General features: G+C 75.0%; 10 protein-coding genes. 8 read left to right on the top strand and 2 right to left on the bottom strand.

Annotated elements, in window-relative coordinates:
• The first annotated feature begins 28 nt into the window (after positions 1-28).
• The 5 genes from ACIOHG_RS23330 (at position 29) to ACIOHG_RS23310 (ending at position 6092) form a co-directional block, all read left to right on the top strand.
• A complete protein-coding gene (locus ACIOHG_RS23330; protein ID WP_400953514.1) occupies positions 29-811 on the top strand; it encodes an SDR family NAD(P)-dependent oxidoreductase in 783 nt (260 codons plus the stop codon).
• A 29-nt stretch (positions 812-840) separates the two neighbouring features.
• A complete protein-coding gene (locus tag ACIOHG_RS23325; protein ID WP_400953513.1) occupies positions 841-1782 on the top strand; it encodes an aromatase/cyclase in 942 nt (313 codons plus the stop codon).
• Positions 1775-3961, top strand: a complete 2187-nt coding sequence (locus tag ACIOHG_RS23320) for an AMP-binding protein (protein ID WP_400953512.1) — start codon at positions 1775-1777, stop codon at positions 3959-3961. The genes ACIOHG_RS23325 and ACIOHG_RS23320 overlap by 8 nt, the downstream gene beginning before the upstream one ends.
• Positions 3954-4724 (top strand): SDR family oxidoreductase, encoded by a 771-nt coding sequence (locus tag ACIOHG_RS23315; RefSeq protein ID WP_400953511.1) that lies wholly within the window; start codon positions 3954-3956, stop codon positions 4722-4724. The genes ACIOHG_RS23320 and ACIOHG_RS23315 overlap by 8 nt, the downstream gene beginning before the upstream one ends.
• A 132-nt stretch (positions 4725-4856) precedes the next feature.
• Complete coding sequence (locus ACIOHG_RS23310) at positions 4857-6092, top strand: FAD-dependent monooxygenase (RefSeq protein ID WP_400953510.1); 1236 nt, start codon at positions 4857-4859, stop codon at positions 6090-6092.
• A 51-nt stretch (positions 6093-6143) separates the two neighbouring features.
• On the opposite strand, the gene ACIOHG_RS23305 is transcribed toward ACIOHG_RS23310, so the two are convergent.
• Positions 6144-7700 carry a PH domain-containing protein gene (locus ACIOHG_RS23305; RefSeq protein WP_400953509.1) on the bottom strand — a complete coding sequence of 519 codons (1557 nt, stop codon included), beginning with the start codon at positions 7698-7700 and terminating at the stop codon, positions 6144-6146.
• Positions 7697-8233 (bottom strand): PH domain-containing protein, encoded by a 537-nt coding sequence (locus ACIOHG_RS23300; RefSeq protein ID WP_400953508.1) that lies wholly within the window; start codon positions 8231-8233, stop codon positions 7697-7699. Before ACIOHG_RS23300 ends, ACIOHG_RS23305 begins: the two co-directional genes overlap by 4 nt.
• Positions 8234-8453: 220 nt before the next feature.
• On the opposite strand from ACIOHG_RS23300, the gene ACIOHG_RS23295 reads away from it, so the two are divergent.
• Genes ACIOHG_RS23295 through ACIOHG_RS23285 form a run of 3 tightly spaced genes read left to right on the top strand, consistent with a single transcriptional unit; the run spans position 8454 to position 12147 of the window.
• Positions 8454-9521, top strand: a complete 1068-nt coding sequence (locus ACIOHG_RS23295; RefSeq protein ID WP_400953507.1) for a glucose-1-phosphate thymidylyltransferase — start codon at positions 8454-8456, stop codon at positions 9519-9521.
• A complete protein-coding gene (rfbB, locus tag ACIOHG_RS23290; RefSeq protein ID WP_400953506.1) occupies positions 9518-10501 on the top strand; it encodes a dTDP-glucose 4,6-dehydratase in 984 nt (327 codons plus the stop codon). Before ACIOHG_RS23295 ends, rfbB begins: the two co-directional genes overlap by 4 nt.
• Positions 10498-12147, top strand: coding sequence for an FAD-dependent oxidoreductase (locus ACIOHG_RS23285; protein ID WP_400953505.1), 1650 nt, complete (start codon positions 10498-10500; stop codon positions 12145-12147). Before rfbB ends, ACIOHG_RS23285 begins: the two co-directional genes overlap by 4 nt.
• Positions 12148-12171: the final 24 nt, after the last annotated feature.

Below are 12171 nucleotides of genomic sequence, written 5' to 3'. Positions count from 1 at the left end.
CGTCGACGTACCGAGAGGAGCGCACGGGATGAGCAGCGAGCGGAGGGTGGCCCTGGTGACGGGTGCCACCAGTGGGATCGGCCTGGCGGTGGCCCGCGGCCTGGCGACGAGCGGCCTGGCGGTGTTCATCTGCTCGCGCAGCGCCGACTCGGTCGAGCAGACCGTCAAGGAGCTGCGCGCGGAGGGCCTGGAGGTGTCCGGCGCGGTCGCCGACATCCGCAAGCCGGAGCAGGTGAAGGCGCTGGTGGACGCCGCGCTGGAGCAGTACGGCCGGATCGACGTGCTGGTGAACAACGCCGGCCGCAGTGGTGGCGGCGTGACGGCGGAGATCGCCGACGAGCTCTGGTACGACGTGATCGACACCAACCTGAACAGCGTGTTCCTGACCACCCGCGAGGTGCTGAACCGGGGCGGGCTGCAGGAGCGCGGCTGGGGCCGGGTGGTCAACATCGCGTCGACCGGCGGCAAGCAGGGCGTGGTGCTGGGCGCCCCCTACTCGGCGTCCAAGCACGCCGTGGTGGGCTTCACCAAGGCGCTCGGCCTGGAGCTGGCGAAGACCGGCGTGACGGTCAACGCGGTCTGCCCGGGCTACGTGGAGACGCCGATGGCGCAGCGGGTCCGGCAGGGCTACGCGAACGCGTACGACACCACCGAGGAGCAGATCCTGGAGCGCTTCCAGGCCAAGATCCCGCTGGGCCGCTACTCCACCCCCGAGGAGGTGGCCGGCCTGGTCGGCTACCTGGTGACCGAGACGGCCGCTTCCATCACCGCGCAGGCGCTGAACGTCTGCGGCGGCCTGGGCAACTACTGAGCCCCCGGCGGGCCGAAGGAGGGACTTCCATGTCCGAGCAGCACCGCACCCTGCACAGCACCGACGTCGCGGCCCCGGCCGAGGCGGTGTACGCGATCGTCGCCGACGTCACCAAGTGGCCGCAGTACTTCGCGCCGAACGTCCACGTCGAGCACCTGGAGCAGGGCGAGGGCACCGAGCGGATCCAGATCTGGGCGACCGCCAACGGCGAGGTGAAGACCTGGGTCTCGCGCCGCGAACTCGACCCGGAGAACCTGGTGGTGACGTTCCGTCAGGAGGTGTCGCAGGCGCCGGTGGCGTCGATGGGCGGCACCTGGAAGGTCACCGCGCTCGACGGGTCGCACGCGCGGCTGGAGTTGCACCACGACTTCACCGCCGTGGACGACCTGCCGGAGAACGTGGCCTGGATCAACGCCGCGCTGGACCGCAACAGCGAGTCCGAGCTGGCCGGCATCCGGGAGCTCGCCGAACTCGGCTCCGAGCTGGACGATTTGGTGTTCAGCTTCGACGACACCGTGCACGTGGCCGCGGCCGGCGCGGACGTCTTCGACTTCCTGAACCGGGCCGACCTGTGGCCCGAGCGGCTGCCGCACGTCGCCGCGCTGGACCTCCGGGAGGAGACCCCCGGCATCCAGGTGATGACGATGGACACCAGCACCGCCGACGGCTCGGTGCACACCACCACGTCGGTCCGGGTGGTGTTCGGCACCGACCGCATCGTCTACAAGCAGATCGCCGTACCGGCCCTGATGACCGCGCACACCGGCCGCTGGACCATCACCGAGACGGACGGCGGGGTGGACGTCACCTCCCGGCACACCGTCACGCTGAAGCAGTCCGCGATCGAGCGGATCCTCGGCGCCGGCAAGTCCGTCGCCGACGCCCGGGAGTATGTGCACCGCGCGCTCAGCACCAACAGCACCACCACGCTGAAGCACGCGCTGGCCTTCGCGGAGGCCCGCCGTGGCTGACCGGGCGCTCCCCGCCCCCGGGCGGCTGGACGGGCTGGCCGCGGGCGCGGCCGCCGCGCACCCCGCCCGGACCGCGATCACCGGCGGCGGCGCGACGGTGGACTTCGCCACGCTGGACGCCCGGGCCACCGCGGTCGCCCGGGCGCTGGCCGGGCGGCTGGACGGCCCCGGCACCGTCGCGGTCGCCTCCGCCCTGCACCCGGACTTCGCGGTCGCCTACTACGGCGCGGCCCGGGCCGGCCAGGTGGTCGCCGTGGTCAACCCGCTGATCCCGGAGATCGGCGTCCGGCACGTGCTGGCCACCAGCCGGGCCCGGCTGGCCTTCGTGGACGCCGGGCTGCTGCCCAAGCTGAAGGCCGTCCGCGCCGACCTGCCCGACCTGCGCGAGGTGGTGCTGATCGGCGGCGCCGAGGACGGCGCCACCGGGACGCTGGAGGAACTGCTGGCGGCCGCCCCGACCGGCGAGGGCTGGCAGCCGCCCGCCGTCGACCTCGACGACACCGCCTGCCTGCAGTTCACCAGCGGCACCACCGGCCTGCCGAAGGCCGTCCGGCTGAGCCACCGCAACCTGACCGTCAACGCGGCCCAGATCGCCGCCGCGCACCGGCTGGACGCCGACTCGGTCAGCCTCAACCACCTGCCGACCTACCACCCGATGCACCTCAACTCGGCCGTCGCCGCGGCCGCCACCCAGGTGCTCTGCGACGCCCCCGAGCCGGTGGACGCGGTGCACACCGCCAACACCCACGGGGCCACCCACTTCTACAGCCTCCCGGTCCGGCTCGCCCGGCTGGCCGCCGACCCGGCGCTGGACGGCCTGGCGCTGCGCACCGTCACCCGGATCGCCTCCGGCGGCTCCGCGCTGCCGGTGGACGCCGCGCAGCGGCTCACCGAACGCTTCGGCATCCCGGTCTTCCAGGGATACGGCCTGGCCGAGACCTCCCCGCTGACCCACAGCGACGACCCCGACCACCCCGTGCACGGCTCGGTCGGCCGCCCGGTGCCCGGCACCGAGTGCCGGGTCGTCGACCTGGAGAGCGGCGCCGAACTGCCCGCCGGACAGCCCGGCGAGGTGCAGCTGCGCGGCCCGCAGGTGATGAAGGGCTACCTCGGCGCGCCCGACCTCGCCCCCGGCGAGTGGTTCACCACCGGCGACATCGGCCGGGTCGACCAGGACGGCCGGCTGTTCCTGATCGACCGGCTCGGCGACGTGTTCAAGGTCGACAACTTCCTGGTCGCCCCGTCCGAGGTCGAACAGGTCGCCGCCGCGCACCCGCTGGTCCGGGAGGCGGTGGTGGTCGGCCTGCCCGACGGGCGGGGCTACCGGGTGGCCGGCGCGCTGCTGGTGCTGGACGAGCCGGAGCGGATCGCCGAGGCCGTCGAGCAGATCAACGCCGAACTGCCGTACTACCAGCGGCTGGTGCACACCGAGGCGGTCGCAGCGATCCCGCGCTCGGGCAACGGAAAGATCCAACGGCGGGTCCTGGGCGGGCAGTTCGCCGCCCGGCTGGGCCTGACCGACCCGCAGACCGAAGGGAGCGAGGCCATGGGCGCCCCGCTGTTCACCGTCATCAACACCTTCGTCCTCAAGGACCCGGCCGGCGGCGCCGCCTTCGAGCAGCGCTTCCTCGACCACGTCGAGTGGATGCGCGCCCAGTTCGGCTTCCGCTCGCACCAGGCGGTGCGCGCCCTCGCCGAGCCCGAGGTGTACGTCAACTTCGGCTGGTGGGCCACCCCCGGCGACTTCCAGCAGGTGCTCGGCAGCGAGACCTTCCAGGCGCACGCCAAGGAGTTCCACCAGCTGGTGGATGTCCAGGCCGAGCCGTCGATGGGCGTGCTGCGGGTCGAGGGCGAGCCGGCCGCGCAGAACGCGGAGGGCGCGCTGCTGGTCGTCGAGCGGTTCACCGCCACCGGCGACGCCGAGAAGTTCGAGGCCGCGTTCGCCGCCTGGACCGAGGCCGCCGCCCGCACCGCCGGCTTCGGCCACGCCGACCTGGCCAAGGCCCTGATGCGCCCCGGCGGCTACACGGCGCTCACCCGCTGGGCCTCCCCGGCGGCCTGGGAGCAGGCCCGCGCCCTGCCCGAGTACGCCGACCTGGCGGCGCTCGCCGACTCCGAGACCCGCCCCGCCGCGCCGGTGGCCGGCACCCGCACCCCTGCGGCGCCCGCCGGTGTCTGACCGGGCCGAGCCCTCGGACCTCGGACTGTCCGGGAAGACCGCCGTGGTCACCGGGGCGTCCCGCGGCGTCGGGCTGGCGGTCGCCCGCCGGCTCGCCGCCGGGGGCGCCCGGGTACTGCTCAACTACGCCCACTCGGAGGCCGACGCCGAGCGAGCCGTCGGGCAACTCGCCGGTCTCAAGGGCGAGGTGACGGCCGTTCGGGCCGACATCACCACCGCCGAGGGCCTGGCGGCGCTGCTCGGCGCCGTCCGCGAGCGGTCCGGCCGGCTCGACGTGTTCGTCCACAACGCGGCGCCCTGGCGGCCCACCACGGCCGTCGGCGGCGACCCCGCCGCGGTCACCGCCGCCGTCGGCGCCGCCCTCGACCCGCTGCTGCGCGGCGCCGCCGAGATCGCCGACCTGATGGCCGGCGGCCCCGGTCGGATCGTCGCGGTCTCCAGCAGCGGCGCCCGCTCCGTGGTGCCGCGCTACGTCGGCGCGGGCGTCGCCAAGGCCGCGCTGGAGAGCCTGGTGCGCTACCTGGCGGTCGAGCTGGCCGGCCGCGGCATCACCGTCAACGCCGTCTCCACCGCCAAGATCGACAAGGGCCCGGCCACCCCGCAGCCCGAGGTCGCCGCCGTCCTGGCCGCCCGCACCCCGGCCGGCCGGCTCACCACCCCCGCCGACCTCGCCGACGTGGTCGCCCTGCTCTGCAGCCCCGAGGCGGCCTGGCTGCACGGCCAGACCCTGACCGCCGACGGCGGCCTCGGCCTGCTCGGCTGAACCCCCGTCGTCCCACCCGCGGGGCCCGCCGCCGGAGCCCGCCCGGGCCCGGCGGCGGGCCCCGTTCCCGTCCGCCCCACCGCAGTTCCCGAACGCACCCGAAGACACACCGATCGACGAGAGGACCTGGAGATGAGCGAGGAGGACACCGGCCGGACGGCCGAGGCGGACGTCTGCGTGGTCGGCGCCGGACCGGCCGGCCTGGTGCTGGCGCTGCTGCTGCTCAAGTCCGGGCTGCGGGTCGCCGTGGTCGAACGGGCCCGCGCCCACCAGCGCGAGTTCCGCGGCGAGATCCTGCAGCCCGGCGCGATGGCGCTGCTGGACACCCTCGGCGTGCTGGCCGGCGCCCGGGCCCGCGGCGCGCACGCGCACGAGCGGTTCCGGCTGATCGAGGGCGGCCGGGCGCTGCTCGACATCGACTACCGCCGGCTGCCCGCCCCGCACGACCACCTGCTGAGCCTGCCGCAGGCCCACCTGCTGGACGAACTGCTGCTGCACTGCGAGAAGTTCGAGGGCTTCGGGTACTTCGACGGCCACCGGGTCGGCGAACTGCTGCGCGAGGGCACCCGCACCGTCGGCGTCCGGGCCGGCACCCTGGAGGTCCGCGCGCCCGTGGTGGTCGGCGCCGACGGCCGGTTCTCCAAGGTGCGCCGACTGGCCGGCATCGAGGCCGGCCGCACCGAGGCCTTCGACCTGGACGTGCTCTGGTTCAAGCTCAAGGTGCCCGAGCGCGCCCCCGGCGAGCGCCGCGACGTCCGGGTGTTCCGGGACGGCGGCAACCCCGTGCTGGCCTACGACTCCTACCCCGACAGCGCGCAGATCGGCTGGACCCTGCCGCACAAGGGCTACCAGCAGGTCGCCGCGCAGGGCATCGACCGCCTCCGCGACCAGCTCGCCGCCGCCGCCCCGCCGTACGCCGACCTGATCCGCGCGCAGATCCGCTCCGCCCGCGACGTCAGCCTGCTGGACGTGTTCTCCGGCCGGGCCGAGCGCTGGGCCGACGACGGCCTGGTGCTGATCGGCGACGCCGCGCACACCCACAGCCCGATCGGCGCCCAGGGCATCAACCTGGCCGTCCAGGACGCCGTGGTGCTGCACCCGATCCTGGTCCGGGCGCTGGCCGACGGCGACACCTCCGCCGCCCGGCTCGGCGAGTTCGAGACCCGGCGCGGCCCCGACATCGCCGCCACCATGAAGCTCCAGGGCCTGCAGAGCAAGGCGATGCTCTCCCGCGGCGGCCTGGCCGCCAAGATCCGGCCCAAGCTCGCCGCCCTGGTGCAGCGCACCCCGCTCGGGCGGAAGATCCTCGACCGGATCGCGTTCGGCAACCGCGCGGTGCGGATCGCCGAGGAGTACTTCACCGACTGAGGCAAGGCCAGGAGGGCGCCACCCGGCGGGTGGCGCCCTCCTGACGTGTTGTCACTTCCCACGCTGTGCAGGCAGTTCCGCGTCGACCAGGAACGGCTCCAGCAGGCCCGGCAGCACCTGCTCGGCCAGCTCCGGCAGCAGCTCCACCGGCAGGTCCGCCGCCCGGTACGCCTTCCGTCCGGCGGCCGTGGTGGCGGTCAGCGTCACCAGTCCGGCCCGGCGCTGCCCCCAGGAGGTGCGCAGGTTCCAGCCGATCACGCCGCCGCCCGCCAGCACCGCGCGGCGGCGCACCAGCGAGCCGTGCCGGACCACCAGGAAGCCGTCCACCACCGCGTGCCCCAGCGACCGGTACCGGTCCAGCGCCAGCGGCACCGTCAGCGGCAGCAGCGCCGCCCAGCCGAGCGCGCACCACCACGGCAGCCGGCCCGGTGCCGCGGCCGCCGCGAACAGCCCGACCCCGAGCGCCCAGCCGGCCAGCGCCCGGGTCAGCCGCCGGGTGCGGGCCCGCGGGCCGTGCCCGGTCAGCCCGGCGCGGGCCGGCCCGTCGCTGCCCAGCACCTGGCCGGCCACCGCCAGCGCGGTCGGCAGCGGCGCCGCCGGGACCAGCGCCGGGCCGCCCCGCTCCCGGTGCGCCCCGGTCGACACCGCCGTGCAGCGCGCCCCGCCGAGCAGCCGCACCGGCAGGCTCTCGGACAGCTCGACCCCGTGCACCCGGCTGCGCTCCAGCGCCACCGCCCGCCGGTTGACCAGGCCGTGCCCGATCTCCAGCGCGCCGCCCGGGCGCCGGGTCAGGACGAACCCGGCGGTCCGCTCGACGAAGGTCAGCAGGTTGATCACGGTGCCGGCCAGCAGGACCGCCGCCGGGACCCGGACCGCCCGCGGGCCGAGCCCGTCCTGGTGCAGCGCCCACTCCAGCAGCGAGCCGATCGGGGTCTGCTCCACCGCGCCGGCCAGCGGGCCGATCAGTGCCAGCCCCATCAGCACCAGCGGCAGGAACCCGGTCAGCGCGAACGGCGCGTAGCGCAGCCAGCCGGGCGAGAAGCGCAGCAGCACGGTGCCGCCGGCCCGGGCCGGACCGGCCGTCGCCGCGTCCTCGACCGCGGCCCCGCCGCCGAGCAGCTGCTCGCGCAGCGCCAACGCCTCCGGGCGGCGCAGCGCGTCCAGCTTCAGCCGGTCGCCGCGCCGCGCCGCGGCCTCGCCGGTGCCGACCGTGACGGTCATCAGGCCGAGCAGCCGGTGGGTGGCGGCCGCGTGCAGGTCCACGGTGCGCACCCGGTCCGCCGGCACCGCGACGTGACGGCGCACCAGCAGGCCGTGCCGCAGCTCCACCAGGCCGGGCCGCACCCGGTAGCGGGTGGTCCACCAGCGCAGCAGGCCGGCCCCGACGGCGAGCCCGGTCACCACGAACGCCCAGTTGTTGTGGTGCCCGAAGCTGCGGCCGAACAGGTAGGCCGGCACCACCAGCGGGACCACCTTGATCACTTCGCGCACCGGGTGGACCAGCAGCATCAGCGGGGTCAGCCGCCGCCAGCCGTCGTCGGCGTCGGCCGACGGGCCCGTCGGCGTCCCCGCCGCGGACCCGGCGGGCGGGGCGTCCGGGGCGCTCACGTGGCGTCCCCCGCCCCGGCGGACCGGGCGGCGTCGGTCAGTTCGGCGGTGAGCCGGGCCGCGGTGTCCTCGTCCAGGCCGGAGATCCGCAGCGGCCCGGCCGAGGAGGCGGTGGTGACGGTGACGGTGGTCAGCCCCAGGAAGCGCTCCAGCGGCCCGCGTTCGTGGTCGATGGTCTGCACCCGGGCGATCGGGGCGATCCGGCGCTCCTCGACCAGCCAGCCGGTCCGGGTGTAGATCGCCCGGTCGGTGGTCTCCCAGCGGTGCACGGCGAACCGGCGGCGCGGCATCACCACCAGGTGGGCGGCGCCGAGCAGGACGGTCAGGGCCAGCCCGGCGGCCCGGGCGCCCGGCGCCCAGGACGGCAGCAGCACCAGCAGCACGACCTGCGCGGCGGCGGCCGACAGCCAGCCGGCCAGGGCGCGCAGCCGCCAGTAGCGCACCGCGCGCGGGTCGACGGGATGCTCGGGCGGCCTCAGGTGCCGTGACCGGGGCGGGAGTTGCGCCCCGCTCGGGGGCGTGGTGGCGGACATGCCGTCAGGATCACCCATGCGTGACGGGACCTGCCCGGGATTCGCTCGAGTCCTGCTGGAGCCCGCCCCGGAACCGGGAGGGACCCGCCCCGGCGGCGGCCCGGCACCGCCCCACCGCCGGGCCGACCCGTCCTGGCGGCCGGATTCGAGGGATTCTCCACCGGCCGCTCCCATCCTCCGGGCTGTCCGCGCCATTGACCGTTGAGGAAGAGGAATCCCGATGAAGGCTCTGGTGCTGTCGGGCGGGTCTGGTACCCGTCTGCGTCCGTTCACCTATTCGATGCCCAAGCAGCTCATCCCGATCGCCAACCGCCCGGTGCTGGAACACGTGCTGGAGAACATCCGCGAGATCGGGGTCACCGAGATCGGCGTGATCGTCGGCGAGCGGCGCCCGGAGATCGAGGCCGTGCTGGGCGACGGCTCCCGGCTCGGGGTGCGCATCACCTACCTGCACCAGGAGCAGCCGCTCGGCCTGGCCCACACCGTCACCGTCGCCCGCGAGTTCCTCGGCGACGAGGACTTCGTGATGTACCTCGGCGACAACATGCTCCCGAACGGGATCGCCGAGGTCGCCGAGGAGTTCCGGGCCGGCCGCCCGGCCGCCCAGGTGGTGGTCCACAAGGTGGACGACCCGCGGGCGTTCGGCGTGGCCGAGGTCGGCCCGGACGGGGCCGTGCAGCGGCTGGTCGAGAAGCCCCAGCAGCCGCGCAGCGACCTGGCGCTGATCGGCGTCTACTTCTTCACCCCGGCGATCCACCTGGCCGTCGACGCGATCGAGCCCAGCCCGCGCGGCGAGCTGGAGATCACCGACGCCATCCAGTGGCTGGTCACCGCCGGCGCCCCGGTCCGGGCCAGCGAGTACCGGGGATACTGGAAGGACACCGGCCGGGTCGACGACGTCCTGGACTGCAACCGCGAACTGCTCGAAGGGCTGCGCCGGTCGGTGGCCGGCGAGGTCGACGCGGACAGCGAACTGATCGGCGAGGTGCTGGTCGAGCCCGGCGCCAAGGTGGTCCGCTCGCGGATCGAGGGCCCGGCCGTGGTCGGTGCGGGCAGCGTGGTGGAGGACAGCCACATCGGCCCGCACACCTCGATCGGCAAGGACTGCGTCCTGCGCGACACCCACGTGTCGTACTCCATCGCCCTCGACGGCGCGTCCGTGCGCGGCGTCAGCGGCATCCACGGCTCGCTGATCGGCCGCTCCGCGGCCGTCACCAGCGTGCACAGCGCACTGCGCCACCACCGCCTGGTGGTCGGCGATCACACCCAGGTCGAGGTGGCGGCATGAGGATCCTGGTCACCGGCGGTGCCGGTTTCATCGGTTCGCACTACGTGCGGACGCTGCTCGCGGGCGGCTACCCGGGCTACGAGGACGCCCGGGTCACCGTCCTCGACAAGCTCACCTACGCCGGCAACCGGGACAACCTCCCGGCCGCCGGCCCCCGGCTCGACTTCGTCCAGGGCGACATCTGCGACCTCGACCTGCTGCTGGAGCTGTTCCCCGGCCACGACGCCGTGGTGCACTTCGCCGCCGAGTCGCACGTCGACCGCTCGCTGGAGTCCGCGGCCGAGTTCGTCCGCACCAACGTCGGCGGCACCCAGAACGTGATGGAGGCGGCGCTGCGCACCGGCGTCCCCCGGGTCGTGCACGTCTCCACCGACGAGGTGTACGGCACCATCGACGAGGGCTCCTGGACCGAGGAGTGGCCACTGCTGCCGAACTCCCCGTACGCCGCGTCCAAGGCCGGCTCCGACCTGATCGCCCGCGCCTACTGGCGCACCCACGGGCTGAACGTGTCGATCACCCGCTGCTCCAACAACTACGGGCCGTACCAGCACCCGGAGAAGCTCATCCCGCTGTTCGTCACGAACCTGCTGGAGGGCAAGCAGGTCCCGCTGTACGGCGAGGGCCTGAACATCCGCGAGTGGCTGCACGTCGACGACCACTGCCGGGCGATCCAGCTGGTGCTGACCGGCGGCCGGGCCGGCGAGGTCTACAACATCGGCGGCGGCAACGAGCAGACCAACCGGCAGATCACCGAACTGCTGCTGGCCCGCCTCGGCGCCGACTGGAGCTCGGTCCGCCGGGTCGCCGACCGCAAGGGCCACGACCTGCGCTACTCGCTGGACGAGGGCAAGATCCGGGCCGAGCTCGGCTACGAGCCGCGCATCCCGTTCGCGCAGGGCCTGGCCGAGACCGTCGACTGGTACCGCGACAACCCGGGCTGGTGGAAGGCGGTCAAGGACGGCCTGGAGGAGCGCCGGTGAGCAGCGTCCAGGTCCTGGTCGTCGGCGCCGGGCCGGTCGGCCTGACCGCCGCCCACGAACTCGCCCGGCACGGCGTCACCGTCCGGCTGGTCGACGCCGCCGCCGGCCCGGCCACCACCAGCCGGGCGCTGGCCACCCACGCCCGCACCCTGGAGGTCTACGACCAGCTCGGCGTGCTGGACGAGCTGCTGCCGCGGGGCCAGCGGGTCGAGCACTTCACCCTGCACCAGAACGGCCGCCGGCTGGTCCGCTTCGACACCGACTACAGCCGGCTGCCGACCCGGTTCCCGTTCACGCTGATGGTCGACCAGGTGGTCACCGAGGAGGTGCTGCGCACCGCCGCCGCCCGGCGCGGCGTCGAGGTCGAGTGGGGCGTGCGGCTGGCCCGGTTCGAGGACCGCGGCCAAGGCGGCGTCCGGGCCGTGCTGGAGCACGCCGACGGCCGCACCGAGGAGGTCGACGCCGGCTGGCTGGTCGGCTGCGACGGCGGCCACAGCACCGTCCGCAAGCAGCTCGGCCTGCCGCTGATCGGCGAGAGCAGCGAGACCTGGCTGATCGCCGACGCGGTGGTCGACTGCGACCTGCCCCGGGACAGCATCCACTGGATGCGCACCCCCGCCGGCACCGTGATGATGGTGCCCTTCCCGGCCCCCGGCAAGTGGCGGCTGCTGGACACCGCCGACGCCACCAACCCCGGCGACCGGGCCGTCGCGGACCGCTTCGCCGCCAAGATCGAGGCCGGCACCGGGCGCCCCGTCCGGGTCGAGGACCCCAGCTGGATCTCGGTGTTCACCATCCAGCAGCGGATGATCGAGCAGATGCGCAGCGGCCGGGTGTTCCTGGCCGGCGACGCCGCCCACGTGCACAGCCCCGCCTCCGGCCAGGGCATGAACACCGGCGTCCAGGACGCCGTCAACCTGTCCTGGAAGCTCGCCGCGGTGATCCGCGGCGAGGCCGCCGAGACCCTGCTCGACAGCTACAGCGCCGAGCGCGTCCCGGTCGGCGCGACCCTGCTGAAGTCGACCCGGATGGCGACCATGCTGGTGCAGCTGCGCAGCCGGAAGGCCGCCGCGGCGCTGCGCACCCTGTTCACCGTGGTCCGCTCGGTCCGGCCGCTCAAGTCGAAGATCGAACGCAAGATCATGGGCGGCATGTCGGCGCTCGACCTGTCCTACGCCGACGGCCCGCTCGCGCTGCCCGCCGCACCCGCCGGCCCCGGCCCCGGGGCCCGGGTCGCCCGGGTCACCGACCCGACCCCCGCCTGGGCCGCCCTGCTGGACGAACTGCGCACCCCCGGCTGGACCCTGCTGGTCCGCGCGGTTCCCACCCAGCACGCGGCGCTGCACCGGCTGGCCGCCGAGCACCCGGCCGTCCGGGTCCGCGCCCTGGTCCCCGACGGCACCGGCAGCGACGCACCCGGGCCGCTGGCCGACCCGGACGGCACGCTCGCCGCCGACCTCGGCGTCCCCGCGGGCGGCTGGCTGCTGGTCCGACCCGACGGTTACCTGGCCGCGTCGGGCCCCGGCCTGGACGCCGCGCCACCCGCCGAGGCGTTCGCCCGGCTCGGCGTCCTCCCGCCCCGTCCGGCGGCCGGCGGACCCGGCGCCCCGGCCGCCGCCGGCGCGGACCGGCGGCTGACGGTCTGACCGCACCGGGCCTCCGCTCCGGCC

It is taken from the genome of Kitasatospora sp. NPDC088134, assembly GCF_044741705.1.
In the GTDB taxonomy this organism is placed as follows: domain Bacteria; phylum Actinomycetota; class Actinomycetes; order Streptomycetales; family Streptomycetaceae; genus Kitasatospora.
The sequence above is the reverse complement of the archived record's forward strand: the minus strand, read 5'-3'. Positions and strand labels throughout refer to the sequence as shown.